This window comes from Nocardioides sp., assembly GCF_035503875.1.
Classification (GTDB): Bacteria; Actinomycetota; Actinomycetes; order Propionibacteriales; family Nocardioidaceae; genus Nocardioides.
Genome location: NZ_DATJTA010000101.1, coordinates 69530 through 82982, shown reverse-complemented (window position 1 = coordinate 82982; position 13453 = coordinate 69530). Strand labels below are relative to the sequence as shown.

The following is a 13453-nucleotide window of genomic DNA, read 5'->3' as shown; positions in this document are numbered from 1 at the left end:
GCCGACTGCCGTCTGCCCTCCGTCTCCTTCAGCACCCAAGGGTCGAGAGCACCGGATAGCCGCCTCCGTGGACGAGATCCACGGAGGCGGTCACACAGTCCGCCATCCGGCATACTGCCCCCGTGGCTCGTGCGCCGGAGGTCTTGGACCGCATCGTCCGTGCTGTAGCCGAGGACGATTTCCGTGCGTACGGCGCGCACGTCCTGATCGGCCACGAGAGCGCCGCCCATCACTGGAGCCCGGACGCGCGCCGCGACGTCCATTCGGTCGCCAAGGGCGTGTGCGTCCTGGCCGTCGGCATGGCCTCCGACGCGGGGCTTTTCGACGTCGACGCACCGGTGGCACGCCACTTCCCAGGATGGGAGCTGGGCGAAGGTGTCGAGGGCGTGACGACGCGACACTTGCTGGGCATGACCAGCGGGATCGACCTGCCCTGGTCCGAGACGATGATGACGGACTGGCCCGATCTCGCCCGGGAGTTCCTCGCCCGGCCGTCGGCTGGACGGGTCTTCCAGTACTCCACGGCCAGCACTTACACCGCGATGCGCGCGCTCGCCACGGTGGTCGGTGACGTCCACGAGTGGCTGCTCACCCGGCTGTTCGCGCCGCTCGGCATCGAGGGGCCGGAGTGGGATCGCTGCCCGCACGGCTGGATCGTCGCGGCCGGCGGCCTGCATCTGAGCACGATGGAGGTGGCCCGTATCGGACAACTGATCCGCGACGACGGCCTGTGGGAGGGTCGTCGCGTGGTGTCGCCGCAGTGGCCGGAGGCCATGCGCTCGGGGTGGAGCTGGCACGAGGCGGACCCCGGCTACGAGCGGTACTCGCTGGGCGGATGGGGCGGCCCGGGCGCGGCCTGGCGTCTGCACGGCGCCTATGGGCAGCTGCTGGTCTTCCTCGGCGACGCGGTCGTGACGATCACGGCTGACGACCACTTCGGCGCAGACCGGATGGCCGAGCGGGTCGTGGAGATCCTGGACTCGTGAGCACCGCTGTCCGCGGTTCGTGGCGCCGCGAGCCACGCACGGTCGTCCTCCACGAGGTCGACTCCCCGCAGTCGGTGCCCGAGCCGTTCGCGATCCTCTCCGAGAGCGCGTACGTCGAGCCGCCGCTCGAGTTCGCCCCGCACCACCACCCGCTCCACGAGCTGGTCTGGGTCCGTGGGGGGACGATGACGGTCGATCTCGGGGATCGCGTGGTGACGGTGCCCGAGGGGCACGGCCTCTGGATCCCTGCGGGCACGATCCACTCGGGCCGCACCACCGCCGGGACGTCCCTGTACGACGCGCTCTTCGACCCCGAACGCTCCCCCATCACCTTCCACGAGCCGGCAGCGGTCGATATCACCCCCGTGCTTGCCTCGCTGCTGACCCACCTCGAGCGGCCCGATCTTGCGCCCGAGGCGCGGCTGCGGGCGGAGGCGGTGGTGTTCGACGTACTGGCACCCTCGGAGCAACAGCTCACGCTGCGCGTCCCGCGCGCCGAACGCATCGGTCCCATCGTCGCGGCTCTCCTCGACCACCCGACCGACGACCGTTCACTCACCCAGTGGGCGGACGCCCTGGAGCTGAGCGAGCGCACGGTCACCCGCCTGTTCCGAGCACACACCGGCCTGTCCTTCAACCAATGGCGCCAGGCCCTGCGCGTGCACCACGCGATCGCCCTGATGGCCGAGGGGCTCACCGTCCACGAGGTGTCCGATGAGATGGGCTACGCACAGGCGAGCACCTTCATCGCCGTCTTCAAGCGGGTCGTCGGCACCACGCCGGGAGCCTACGGCCGCCCCTAGCGTGTCCGTTTCGCCGTATCCGATGGCGCACTCTCCCGATTGCGGACGTCTCCGGGGCGAACTAGCCTGATAAGGCAAGGCAATCCTTAGTTAGACCTGCGCACGTCGCGGGCTTGACCCTCCGCCGACGAACCCAACGCAGGACGGACATGGACACCATCCACCGAACGGCCGAGCCGTCGCGCCTGTCCGGCGCCGGCCTGGTGCTCGGGTTCGACACCCGGGTCGTCGTCGGCGGCGTCGACATCGAGCTCCGGGCGGGCCGCGTCACGGCCCTCGTGGGTCCGAACGGCTCCGGCAAGTCCACGCTGCTGCGCGGCATCGCCCGGCTGCACTCCCTCGACGCCGGGCGCCTCGACCTGCGCGTCGACGACACCGACGACGCGCCGCGTCCGGTCACCACGCTCAGCGCGCGGGCCTTCGCCCGCGAGGTGACCCTGTTCGCCCAGTCCCGAACGGCGCCCCAGGGACTCAGTGTCCGCGAGGTGGTGTCCTTCGGCCGACACCCCTACCGCCGTAGGTTCGCCGGCCTCAGCGCCGACGACCGCGCGGCGGTCGACCGGGCACTGCAGGCGACCGGACTGGTACCGATGGCCGACCGGGCCGCGGGCGAGCTGTCCGGCGGCGAGCTGCAGCGCGTCTGGCTGGCCGCGTGCCTCGCCCAGGAGACCGGCGTCGTCCTGCTCGACGAGCCGACCAACCACCTCGACCTCCGCTACCAGGTCGAGGTGCTCGACCTGATCCGCGACCTGGCCGACGAGCACGGCGTCGCCGTCGGCGTCGTCCTGCACGACCTCGACCACGCCGCGCAGGTGGCCGACCACCTGCTGCTCATGGCGTCGGGGCGCGTCCTCGCCGAAGGACCGGCACCCGCCGTGCTGACCGCCGAGAACATCCACCTGGCCTACGGGCTGAACGTCGAGGTGAGCCTCGACGAGCGCAGCCGTCGCCTGCGCATCGACCCGGTCAGCCGACACTCCCCTCCACACACGCCCCACCCCCACCGTCCCCGAAAGGACCTCCCATGACCGCTGCCCGTCGCCTCACCGCCACGGTCCTCGCGGGCGTCGCCGCGCTCGCTCTCTCCTCCTGTGGCACCACCGATGTCAGCCAGGAGAAGACGTCGGCCGACGACGTCGCCACCGCACAGGGCTGCGAGGACGTGGCCACGACGTCCGGACCGGTCTCGCTGACCGACAGCCTCGGTCGCACCGTCGAGCTCGACCGGCCTGCCGAGCGGGTGGCCGTACTGGAGTGGCAGCAGACCGAGGACCTGCTCTCCCTGTGTGTCACGCCGGTCGGCGCGGCCTCGATCGACGGCTACGAGACCTATGTCAGCGCCGAGAAGCTCCCGGACTCCGTCACGAACGTCGGTGAGCGCGGCGAGCCTGACCTGGACGCGCTCTACGGCACCGACCCCGACCTCATCGTCATCGAGGCGTACAGCACCGACGACGAGCTGCTGAAGAAGCTCGAGGAGCGCGACGTTCCGGTCCTGGCCACCATCGGCGCCGACGGCAGCGGGCAGATCGCCAACATGAAGAAGGTGTTCTCGATGATCGGCGAGGCCACCGGCCGCACCGAGCGCGCCGACCAGGTGCTCGCCGAGTTCGACCAGCACCTCACCGACGCGAAGGCCGAAGTCGCCGACGCCGGCCTCGCCAGCGAGGACTTCGTCTTCTTCGACGGGTGGATCGAGGGCGGCAACGTCGTCATCCGTCCCTACGGCCAGGGCGCCCTGTTCACCGAGCTCGGCGAGGAGCTGGGTCTCACGGGAGCATGGACCGACAAGATCAACGACTCCTACGGCAGCGGCGGCGTCGACCCGGCGTACGGGCTGGCCCAGACCGACATCGAGGGCCTGACCGCGGTGGGCGAGGCCAACCTGATCTACGCCAACGACGGAACCGAGGACAGCTACGTGCCCGAACTGGAGAAGAACTCCATCTGGAAGTCGCTGCCCGCCGTCAAGGAGGACCGTGCCTACGAGTTCCCCCCGGGCGTCTGGGGCGCCGGCGGCCCGCGATCGGGCGAGCAGGCGATCGACGCCTTCGTCGCGGTGATCACCGGGGCGTGAGCGCACCCACCACCCTCACGCGTCCGGGCTCGACCGAGGCCACCGCCCCGGTCGAGTCCGATGCCGGCCGCCGCACCGCAATCGGCGGCTTCGGACTGCTGCTCGCGCTCACCGTCCTGGTCCTCGCGGTCGGGCTGGTGCACCTGACCCAGGGCACCTCCGGCGTCGGAGCAGGCGACCTGCTGCGGGCACTGCGTGGCGAGCCGGTCGACGCCGGCGGCGTCTCGGCGTACGACATCTTCCTGGGCTCGCGGCTGCCACGTCTGTGCGCGGGCGCAGCCGTCGGACTCGCGCTCGGCGTCGCCGGCTGCCTGCTGCAGTCGGTGACCCGCAACCCGCTCGCCTCTCCCGACACCCTGGCCGTCACCGCAGGCGCCTACTTCGCCCTCACCGCAGTCGCGGCCTTCGGAATCTCCGCCCCCCTGTGGGCGTCGAGCGGAGTCGCGTTCGCGGGCGGGCTCCTCGCGGCCGCGCTGGTACTCGGCATCACCGGCCTGGGCGCCGGTACGACGACCACACGGCTCGTCCTCGCAGGATCGGCCGTCGCGATGGCGCTCGACGCCGCCACAGCGATGCTGCTCATCCTCTTCAAGGAGCAGACCACCGGCCTGTTCGCCTGGGGCAGCGGCTCGCTCACCCAGCTCAACCTCGACGCATCGCTCCGGGCAGCGCCGGTGATCGCCGCGGTACTGCTCGTCTCGCTCCTGATCACCCGCCGTCTCGACGTTCTCGGTCTCGGCGAGGACGCCGCGTCCTCACTCGGCGTACCCGTCCGATCCACCCGGACGATCGCCGTCCTGTGCGCCGTGCTGCTGACCGGCGCGGCCGTGACCCTCGCCGGGCCGATCGCCTTCGTCGGGCTCGGCGCTCCGGTGCTGGCGCGCCTCCTGGTTCCTCACGTGGCCGCCCTGCGCCGCCACGCGTTCCTCATCCCGACGTCGGGGCTGCTCGGGGCGCTGCTCATCCTGCTCGCCGACGTCTCGCTGCGCGCCGTCCTCGGCGCCACCGCCGCCGTCGCGATCCCGACCGGCATCCCCACGGCCCTGGTCGGCGGGCTGATCATCGTGCTGCTCGCCCGTAGGGTCCGCGATGCCCAGAGCACACGGGTGCCTCCCGCCACTCGCTCGGCGCTGCGCAGCCGCCGGCGCTTCGTCCTGGTCACCTCGGTCGCCGTCGTGCTCCTCCTGGCGTCCATCGTCGTCGCGCTGATGGCGGGCAGCCTGTGGCTTCGGCTGGGCGACCTCGGGATGTGGCTCGACCACAGTGCGCCGGCCCTCGTCGACCGTGCCCTCGACGAACGGGCCGCGCGCATCGCCGCCGCCGTCCTCGGCGGAGCGGCGCTCGCCCTCGCCGGCGTCGGGGTCCAGGGTGTGGTCCGCAACCCCCTGGCGGAGCCGGGACTCCTCGGCATCACCGCGGGCGCCGGTCTGGGGGCGGTCATCGTCGTCACCACCGGACTCGGCGGCGGTGGCCGGGCCGCGCTGGTGGGAATGGCCGTGGCGACGGGGCTGGCGACCTTCGCGCTGACCACGGCCCTGGCCTGGCGCGGCGGCCTGCTGCCCGACCGGTTCGTCCTCACCGGCATCGGCTGCGGCTACGCACTCACCGCCGCCACGACGTTCCTGCTCCTCCGGTCCGATCCCTGGCAGACGCCCCGGATCCTCACCTGGCTCTCGGGGACGACGTACGGACGCTCGACCGAGGACGTCGTACCCGTCGCCATCGCCCTGCTGATCGCCGCACCACTGCTCATCGCGATGCGCCGGCAGCTCGACCTACTGGCGATCGACGAGGACACCCCACGCATCCTCGGCGTCGCCACCGACCGCGCTCGCCTCGGCGTCCTCGGCCTGTCGGCGCTACTCTCCGCGCTGGCCGTCGTGGCCATCGGCACGGTCGGCTTCGTCGGGCTCGTCGCACCGCACCTCGCCCGCACCCTCGTCGGAGCACGTCACGGCCGCGTCATCCCCGTCGCGATCGTGTTGGGTGGGCTTCTGGTCCTGGTCGCCGACACGCTGGGCAGGACCCTGATCGCCCCATCACAGCTGCCTGCGGGCCTCATGATCGCGCTCATCGGCGCGCCGTACTTCGTCTGGCTGCTGCGGCGCACCCGCCTCTGACGCGACTCCCCCACGCCTCACGGTGCGAGCGTCAGCGACGCCGGTAGCAGCAGGGCTGCCGCGATCAGCTCGACGATCACAGCGACCGCGAGTGCCTGGACGGCGAGCAACGCGATCAGGATGAAAGCCTGGGCCGCGCCCGCCTCAACGGCCGAACCACCGGCGAGCAGCACGCCGACGAACGCACCCGGCAGAGTCACCAAGCCGACGGTGCGAGCCTGGTCCTGCCCCGGCACGAGTGCCAGCGCGGCAGCGCCGCGAGCAACGACGCCCACCGACTGACGTCGCGTGAACCCCAGCGACAGGGCCGCCTCGAAAGCGCCGTGCTGCGAGTCCAGCTCCTCGACGAGACGACGACCGGCCAGGGTCGTGGCCGTCATGGCGCCACCGATCAGGATGCCGGCACTCGGCAGCACGGCGACCGGCTCGGCGGGGATCACCGAGCTCACGAGTCCCAGCCCCAAGGTGGGTACCACGCCCGCGGCGATCGGCAGCACCATCCACATCCCCCGCGACTGCAGCACGCCCGTGACCCTCCGCGCCGCTGTCCCCGCCGCCACTACGACCATGCCGACGACGAACACACTCGTCCACACCATCGACCCGAGAGCCAGTCCGATCACGAGACTGACCGCGCCGAGCTGAACCACGCACCGGACCGCTGCCGTGACCGGAGCGAGCCAGGGGCCCAGCCCGGCGACACCGGTGACGGTGGCAGCCGCAACGACGAAGGCCACGAGCACCAGGGCGAGCGGCCAGCCCAGCGACAGCAGCTCGCCGTTCACCGAAGGCCCCGACGCCCGGGAAGAACGACGTTCACGACGCCAGACTAGGTAGCGCGATCCGGGCGCGACCGGTGCTGGCCGCGTGTCGCTGGCTATGGGTGGAGAGCGCCGTCGCCCGTCGACCCGGGTGGCGGGAAGAGTCGGCCGCCCACTCTCCCCGCCGGTCCGTCAGCGTCGGACTCGGAGGGTGGTCCTCTTGCTGCGGATGCTGTCGACATTGGCCGAGTCCACGGGTCGAAGGTCGCCCGGACCTTCACGGGACGGTTGCTCTTCGGCAGCCGGACGGTGGACCGGCCGCTGGCCGAGGACGCTCATGTGGTGACCTTCCCGAAGGCGATGCCGCTCACCCGAACCGCGCTCCCCGCGCGCAGAGTCGAGCGACGGCCCATGATCGGCCTACCGTGGGGGATGGCCCCCGGACTCGATCCCGCTCACGACAAGTCGCGTCGCGAACGCGACGTACGCGACGTGCTGGCCGCGCAAGCAGCGTGGACTGACGCGATCGTGGCCGACGACGCCGACCGGATGGCGACCCATGTCACGGACGACTGGGTGATCGTCTCCGCCTCGGGCGTCTCGCTCGGAACGCAACTCCTCACCCTCGTCGCCTCCGGTGAGCTCTCGCACTCGGCAATGGCTCCGGTCGGCGAGCCTCGCGTCCGCATACTCGGCGACACCGCACTCGTCACCGTGCGGGCGACCAACACCGCCCACTTCCGGGGCCGGCGGCACGACGCCGACGAGTGGACCACGGACGTCTTCGTCCGACGGGAAGACCGGTGGCTATGCACGCTCACCCACTACACGCCGGCCGCCCCCTCCTGACCAGGTCCGATCAGGCGAGATGGGTCAGGCTCGCGCCGTCGTTGCAGGAGGGCAGACGAACGGGTTGGGGGTGCTGGCCGTGACTGCGCCGGGTCTGGACGTGCTCGACGCACGCCGACCCGGACACAAGACGCGCTGATTCCGGACTGACCGTGCGAACGCGCACCGCAGATGACATCCCCGCGACGGACACCGAGCTTGTCGTCAGGCAGCCGCCGCCGCGTATCGGGAGACCCGCAGTAGCCCAGCCGCGAGGCCGCCGCAGAGCTCGACGGTGGCCGAGTGGTCCCGGCCCGCACGATCGGCGACCGCGTACAGGGTCGCAGCACAGCCCCGGTAGGTCGGGTCCAGGCCTCCCGCGATCACGCCGTCCGCGAGGTGGTGGAAGCGTCTCTCCCCCGCATCAAGCAAGGCGGCGACCTCCAAGCGGCGCGACGGGCTGAGCCGCGCCGGGTCGGAACCGGACACGACGTGTCGGGCCAAGTCCTCAACGAGGTCGCCGAGGCGGCCGACCTCGACGACGAAGCGCAACTCCGCAACGAGTTGGGGCTTCGGGACCCAGGGACGCGCTCGCAGGGCAGCCTGGGCGGTGTCCACGAGCCCCCGGCGGTGCGCTGCCCCCTGGAGGACCTCGCGAGCGCCGTGCCGGTCACCGTCAAGGACAGCGTGCAGTGTGGCCTGGAATGCCTGGTCGGTGGCTCGGATGAGGGATTCGACGTCTGCGTACCTGTTCACGTCCCCACGCTCGCCGACACCGGACGGCGGTCGACGTGTCCTCACAGATTCCTGACGCGTTGGGTCGAAATCCTGACGCGTCGAGAGAGCCTTCGCCGGCGGAGGGCACACGTTCCGCGGGTGCGTGCGTGCGCGTGCGCCAGCGCGAGCTCAGCCACGACACGGGCGGCGCCGCTGGCGGGTGCTGGAACATGCGGCTAGAAAGTCGACGGCAGCCGACGTCCGTCACACCAGTGCCTGCCCGCCGAGTATCAGTGCGAAGCCAACCACGACACTCACCAGCTCGTCGTCGGTGAACAGACCGCGATCTACCCCCCACGGACGCTTCCGCTACACGCGCTACATGGTGGTCACGGCCGCACGGGTACGCCGATGACGCAACCCCCGCAGGCCCCGCGATACCCCGCGGATCCGCCCGTCCCAGCGGGGGTTCCGGAACGCCCCGTCGACCAGAGTCGGTGCAGCACCCCTGCGACGACCGGTCCATGCCCCGAACCTCCAGCTCCTACCGGATACGCCGACGAGCGAGCAGGAGCGACCCCGCCGCCACGACCACGACCACGACACCGACCACCCACGGCCCGAGCCCCTTGCTGTCCTGGTGGAGATCGATGCGTTCGGCAGGTTCGCCATCTGCCGAGAGCCGCGGCAGGTCGCACCGCTTCTCGTCGTCGGCGTTGTAGCACCAGCCCTCGATCCCTCCCGGGGTAGGCCGTCGGGCGCCGGCGCCCTTCTGGGAGAAGGACCAGTCAGCGCCGAGGCCGTCGGCGTACCAGTACTGCCAGTACTGACCGGTGAAGCTGCTCGGGCAGGTCTCGGGGTAGCCGGCAAGCGTGCACAGGTAGCCGCCCTTGCTCTCCCTACTGTCCACCTCGGCGGCAGCCAACGCGGCCTGGCCGGTGGCGGGGGTGCCGACGCATTCGCTGCGCAGCACCCGCTCGTCCTCGGTCTGCACGTGCAGCCACACCTGGCCGGCGCCGAGGCACTCCCCCACCGTGGCGGGTGAGACCGCCCCGGTGACCTCGGGATCGCTCGCGCCGCCGGTGAGCAGCAGAGCACCGAGGACCGTGCCGAGAAGCACGGAGAGCAGTCGGCCGGTACGCCGTGCGACGTGGTGGTGGCTACCAGGCGCGAACGGGGCCGTCATCCGGTGGCTCACCTTCTCTCTGGTCCTCAGTGCGTTGCTTGTCCCGCGCGCCGTCGCGGTTCCGCTCGGCCAGTTGCTCGGCCTGCTGATCGGGATCGGGCGGCTGTGGCTTCTCCGGCGGCGGGCGCTCGTCGGTCTCGAGCTTCTGGTCCAGGCGTTGCTGGGTCTGGTTCGGCTGCTGCTGTGGCGTGGGCGGCTCGGGTTTGCTCGGCTGTTGCGCGGCGTCGTTCTCGTCGCACTCGCCGGCCCGGTCGAGGACGGTCTTGGCCGCACTCCAACGCAGTGCCGCGGTCTGTGGGTCGCCGGCCGCATCGAGCTCGTCGCCGGCGGCCTCGAGCGTCCACGCCCAGTTCAACGCGACTCGGCAGTGCGCGGAGTCGGGGGCCAGGTCGTAGGAGCGCTCGTACCGCTCGGCGGCCTCGTCCCATCGGCGCTGTGCGTGCGCCGCCACCCCCTGGTTGTACGGCGCGATCCACCGCTCGACCAGGTTGATCCGGGCCGTCCAGTCGAACCAGTCCTGCGCCGCCCGGGAGTCGCCGGATCGCCAGTCTCGTTCCCCGAGCCGCTGGCCCACCTGCATGACGGTGATCTTGAGAGCAACGGCGCCCAGCAGCAGGACTGCGACGACGGCGGTGGCGATGACCCGCCGGCGGTGGTCCTGGGTGGTCGGGTCAGTGAGCACCGTTCAGCTCCTCGCGCGCGGACCGGATGCCGGTGACACAGAGCCCGATCAGGGCGAGCAGTCCCAGAGCGGCGGCGAGCGCCACGATCCAGTAGTACTCCTGGCCGGGCACGGTCTCGGTGACGATCGGCGCGGCGCCCTCGGTCGTCAGCTCGGGCAGGTCGCCGAGGCTCGTGCGGTGCCGGTACTCCGCGCCGAGCTGCTCGGCGATGGCCTTCAGCGCGCCCTCGTCGATCCGCGAGAGCTGGACCTCGCCGTCGAGCCTGATCAGCTCGGCACTCTCCGGGCTCGTCGTCATCGGCCCGCCGGCACGGCTTCCGTACCCGAGCACCAACGCGCCGCTCACCAGCTCGCGCGCAGGTGCGAAGGACGCGGGTGGGGTCTCGGCTGTCTGCTCGCCGTCGCCGAGGTAGATCAGGTAGCGGCTGTGGCCGGGGCGCTCCTCCTTGGCCTCGCGGAGGACCTGGGTGGTCAGGCCGGCGGCGACCGAGATATCGGACCCCGACGCCTTCGTCGACGGCCGCCATCCGGCGGTGCGCCAGAAGCCGCTCAGGGTGGTGGCATCGGTGGTGAAGGGCACCGCGAGCCGCGCCTCGTCGTCGAAGACGACGACCGCGACCCGGGACCCGGCAACGGTGCGGATCAGCTCGTCGAGGTCAGCTGCGGCGCCGCTCATCCGCGGTCGCTCGCGCTCCCAGTCCTGGGCGCCCATCGAGGTGGTCCGATCCAGCACCACCACGATGTCGACCGGCCGCTCTCGCGGAACCTCCACCTGCAGCGCGCCGACCGGGTGCAGGCCGACCACGACGGCGGCGACGGCCAGCAGGATCCGGAGGACCGAGGTGAGACGCGACCCGCGTGACTGACGCGGCCAGTGCCGCCAAGCCCAGACGGCCGTGGCCGCCAGGAGCACGACGGCGCTGATCAGGATCGGCCAGATCGGCTGCAGCATCATCGGCGCCTCCCCGCGGCGAGGAGCGCGCCGGCGAGGCCGAGCACGAAGAGGGCCGCGCCCGGGGTGACCCGGTCGAAGCTCCGCTCCTGGGCCTGCGTCATCAGTGCCGTCTTCTGCTGGGCCTTGATGGCCGAGCTGATCCGCGCCACGTTGGTGGACTCCCCCGGGCTGATCGTGAGTACCGTGCCCAAGGTCGGGGCGAGCGCGGAGCGCATCTCGTCCACGCGGTCGGCGTCGGCCTGCTCGGGCATGATCGCGAAGACCATGAGGTCGCCCTGTCGCGCGATCCCAGCTGCCTGCTGCAGGGAGTAGATCGCGTCGCCGGCGACCTCGTTGTCGGTGGCCAGCACGATCGTGCGCGAACGCAGCGCCTCGGTCTGGTCGAAGCTGCCGGCGCAGCTGGCCAGTCCGTCGCCGATCAGCGACGAGCCGGCCCGCGGCGACGTGACGCCGGGCAACGGTCGGCGCCCCGCCCCGACGATCGACTCCCGCGTGGCAGCGAGCTGCTCGGTGACGTAGCCGTGGTCGGTGGTCAGCGGGAAGACGGTCACCGCGTTGGCGTCGAAGACGACCAGCCCGATCCGCTCCTCGTCCAGGTCGTCGGCGAGCGCGAGGTAGGCGTCGATCACGTCGGCGTCCACCTCCCTCATCGACCCGGAGACGTCGAGGCAGAGAACGACCTCACGGGTACGCATCTCCGCGGAGTCGTCGCTGACGCCGACCAACCGTGCGGCCATCAGCGCGACCCCCACCAGAGCCGCCGTGAGACAGGTGAGCTCCAGCAGTCGCCGTCGCCACTCCTCGCGGGCCAGTCGCTGGAAGAGTGGGAGCGCGCGGACCCGGTCCAGCGACGAGACGAGGACCGGCGCACCACCGGCCCGCCGTGGACGCGCCCACCACCAGGCCGCGAGCCCGACGATCAGCCCTACTGCGAGGATCAGCGCACCGACCCAGCCCTGGATCAGCTCCATCGGCGCACCACCTCGCGGGCCTGCTCCACGAGCGGGCCGACCGGCTCGGTCGCCGCTCCCGCGGGAGCGAACGCCCACGTCTCGACGGCCTCCACCAGCGCCACCATCGGCTCCAGACGCGGGTCCTTGACGGCGCTGCGGCGCAGCTCGGACAGCACCCGGTAGTCGGCGTCGCCGTCGCTCGCCGTACCGACGAAGCGCCGTACCTCCGCGCTGAGCCGAGCCGCGGCCTCGGCTGCGCTCAGCTCGCCGGACGTCAGGTCATCGGCCACCCGGTCGATGCGGGTCAGCGTCTCCTCCCGCAGCCGCTGCAACGGGTCATCCCCGCCCGCGGCGGCACGCAGCGCCCGACGTGCCCACCAGCCGACGGCGACGATGCCGAGCAGGCAGGCGGCGACCACGGCCCACCACCACGGCGAGTAGCCAGCGGGGGGGTGGATCTCTGCGGCCTGCAGCGCTACCGACCATGGCTCAACGGACACGGCGCATCCTGTCGACGAGGGTGAGCAGGTCGCCGATGACGCGGTCCGGATCGTCGAGGTGCGCGTGCGCGATCCCGAGCCGATCGAGCGTCTCGCGACGCCGCTGGGCTCTGGCCGTCGTGGTCGCCTCGATCTCGGCGGCCAGGACGGTGCTCGCGGCGGCGAACGCAGGGAGTCGGCGTCCCGTGCCGGCATCGCTCACCGCTCGGCCGGCCCGTCCGGGCTCGGTCGGGTCGAGGTCGCCGACGGTGATCACCGCCAGCTCGTGCTGGACCAGCAGCCGGCGCAGCACCGACTCCAGGGCGCCGTCGATCTCGACGTCGCCGAGCAGCAGGAACATGATGGCGCGGCGACGGATCGCGACCACCGCGTGCTCCAGCACGGCCGTGGTTGCCTGGCGGGGTGAGGCGGGCGTGCTGGAATCCCGGATGCGGACCAGCATCCGCTCGAGCTCCAGCTCGCGGGTCGTGGGCCGGACCGCCGTCGGCCCCTCCTCCGCGTGGTGGACCAGGCCCACGTAGTCGCCGTGGCTGATCGCGATCCAGCCGAGTACGCCGGCCGCGGTGATCACCAGGTCGCGCTTGGGTACGCCGCCCTCGCCCGACCAGGCGGAGAGCCCGGCCAGCTCGCGGCCGGTGTCGACCACCAGCACGACGGTGTGCTTGCGGTCGGCGACGTAGCGCTTGACCAGCAGTCCGCCGTGCCGGGCCGAGGCCTTCCAGTCGACGTCGGAGACGTCGTCTCCGGGCTGGTAGTCGCGCAGGTCGGCGAAGTCGAGGCTGCGCCCGGCCAGCGTCGAGGCGTACCGGCCGTCGAGCAGCCCGGAGACCGGCCTGCGCGCATGCAGCGCGAGCCGGGTCTTGACCTTGGTGAGCAGCGACATCG

General features: G+C 71.8%; 14 protein-coding genes. 6 read left to right on the top strand and 8 right to left on the bottom strand.

All coding sequences use genetic code 11. From position 1 onward, the window contains the following. Positions 1 to 122: 122 nt before the first annotated feature. The 5 genes from VMF51_RS24635 to VMF51_RS24615 all read left to right on the top strand — a co-directional run bounded on the left by VMF51_RS24635 (position 123) and on the right by VMF51_RS24615 (position 5986). Positions 123 to 986 (top strand): serine hydrolase domain-containing protein, encoded by an 864-nt coding sequence (locus VMF51_RS24635; RefSeq protein ID WP_325477134.1) that lies wholly within the window; start codon positions 123 to 125, stop codon positions 984 to 986. After that, positions 983 to 1789: an AraC family transcriptional regulator gene (locus VMF51_RS24630; RefSeq protein WP_325477133.1), complete on the top strand. Its 807-nt coding sequence runs from the start codon at positions 983 to 985 to the stop codon at positions 1787 to 1789. Before VMF51_RS24635 ends, VMF51_RS24630 begins: the two co-directional genes overlap by 4 nt. Positions 1790 to 1938: 149 nt before the next feature. Further along, positions 1939 to 2817, top strand: a complete 879-nt coding sequence (locus tag VMF51_RS24625) for an ABC transporter ATP-binding protein (protein WP_325477132.1) — start codon at positions 1939 to 1941, stop codon at positions 2815 to 2817. Next, positions 2814 to 3866, top strand: coding sequence for an iron-siderophore ABC transporter substrate-binding protein (locus tag VMF51_RS24620; RefSeq protein ID WP_325477131.1), 1053 nt, complete (start codon positions 2814 to 2816; stop codon positions 3864 to 3866). Before VMF51_RS24625 ends, VMF51_RS24620 begins: the two co-directional genes overlap by 4 nt. Next, entirely contained in the window at positions 3863 to 5986 is a 2124-nt protein-coding gene (locus VMF51_RS24615; RefSeq protein ID WP_325477130.1) for an iron ABC transporter permease, read from the top strand. The genes VMF51_RS24620 and VMF51_RS24615 overlap by 4 nt, the downstream gene beginning before the upstream one ends. Positions 5987 to 6003: 17 nt before the next feature. Here VMF51_RS24615 and VMF51_RS24610 read toward each other — a convergent pair whose 3' ends face one another. Continuing rightward, the gene (locus VMF51_RS24610) at positions 6004 to 6771 is read right to left on the bottom strand and encodes an ABC transporter permease (protein WP_325477129.1); all 768 of its coding nucleotides are present in this window, start codon (positions 6769 to 6771) and stop codon (positions 6004 to 6006) included. A gap of 408 nt (positions 6772 to 7179) precedes the next feature. Here VMF51_RS24610 and VMF51_RS24605 point away from each other — a divergent pair, with 408 nt between their 5' ends. Then, entirely contained in the window at positions 7180 to 7596 is a 417-nt protein-coding gene (locus tag VMF51_RS24605) for a nuclear transport factor 2 family protein (protein ID WP_325477128.1), read from the top strand. 204 nt (positions 7597 to 7800) lie between these two features. On the opposite strand, the gene VMF51_RS24600 is transcribed toward VMF51_RS24605, so the two are convergent. The 7 genes from VMF51_RS24600 to VMF51_RS24570 all read right to left on the bottom strand — a co-directional run bounded on the left by VMF51_RS24600 (position 7801) and on the right by VMF51_RS24570 (position 13451). Then, on the bottom strand, positions 7801 to 8331 hold the full coding sequence (locus VMF51_RS24600; protein WP_325477127.1) for a hypothetical protein: 531 nt from the start codon (positions 8329 to 8331) through the stop codon (positions 7801 to 7803). 505 nt (positions 8332 to 8836) lie between these two features. Beyond that, complete coding sequence (locus tag VMF51_RS24595) at positions 8837 to 9478, bottom strand: hypothetical protein (protein WP_325477126.1); 642 nt, start codon at positions 9476 to 9478, stop codon at positions 8837 to 8839. Then, positions 9453 to 10160, bottom strand: a complete 708-nt coding sequence (locus VMF51_RS24590) for a hypothetical protein (protein ID WP_325477125.1) — start codon at positions 10158 to 10160, stop codon at positions 9453 to 9455. The genes VMF51_RS24595 and VMF51_RS24590 overlap by 26 nt, the downstream gene beginning before the upstream one ends. Next, positions 10150 to 11115, bottom strand: a complete 966-nt coding sequence (locus VMF51_RS24585; protein WP_325477124.1) for a vWA domain-containing protein — start codon at positions 11113 to 11115, stop codon at positions 10150 to 10152. Before VMF51_RS24585 ends, VMF51_RS24590 begins: the two co-directional genes overlap by 11 nt. Continuing rightward, positions 11112 to 12086, bottom strand: a complete 975-nt coding sequence (locus VMF51_RS24580; protein ID WP_325477123.1) for a VWA domain-containing protein — start codon at positions 12084 to 12086, stop codon at positions 11112 to 11114. The genes VMF51_RS24585 and VMF51_RS24580 overlap by 4 nt, the downstream gene beginning before the upstream one ends. Continuing rightward, entirely contained in the window at positions 12077 to 12568 is a 492-nt protein-coding gene (locus VMF51_RS24575; RefSeq protein ID WP_325477122.1) for a hypothetical protein, read from the bottom strand. The genes VMF51_RS24580 and VMF51_RS24575 overlap by 10 nt, the downstream gene beginning before the upstream one ends. Continuing rightward, complete coding sequence (locus tag VMF51_RS24570; protein ID WP_325477121.1) at positions 12558 to 13451, bottom strand: DUF58 domain-containing protein; 894 nt, start codon at positions 13449 to 13451, stop codon at positions 12558 to 12560. The genes VMF51_RS24575 and VMF51_RS24570 overlap by 11 nt, the downstream gene beginning before the upstream one ends. Positions 13452 to 13453: the final 2 nt, after the last annotated feature.

Excerpts from the sequence above, each read along its gene's own strand:
- VMF51_RS24625 (WP_325477132.1), top strand. The coding sequence starts at position 1,939 with ATGGACACCATCCACCGAACGGCCGAGCCGTCGCGCCTGTCCGGCGCC.
- VMF51_RS24620 (WP_325477131.1), top strand. The coding sequence starts at position 2,814 with ATGACCGCTGCCCGTCGCCTCACCGCCACGGTCCTCGCGGGCGTCGCC.
- VMF51_RS24605 (WP_325477128.1), top strand. The coding sequence starts at position 7,180 with ATGGCCCCCGGACTCGATCCCGCTCACGACAAGTCGCGTCGCGAACGC.
- VMF51_RS24595 (WP_325477126.1), bottom strand. The coding sequence starts at position 9,478 with ATGACGGCCCCGTTCGCGCCTGGTAGCCACCACCACGTCGCACGGCGT.
- VMF51_RS24585 (WP_325477124.1), bottom strand. The coding sequence starts at position 11,115 with ATGATGCTGCAGCCGATCTGGCCGATCCTGATCAGCGCCGTCGTGCTC.
- VMF51_RS24580 (WP_325477123.1), bottom strand. The coding sequence starts at position 12,086 with ATGGAGCTGATCCAGGGCTGGGTCGGTGCGCTGATCCTCGCAGTAGGG.
- VMF51_RS24570 (WP_325477121.1), bottom strand. The coding sequence starts at position 13,451 with ATGTCGCTGCTCACCAAGGTCAAGACCCGGCTCGCGCTGCATGCGCGC.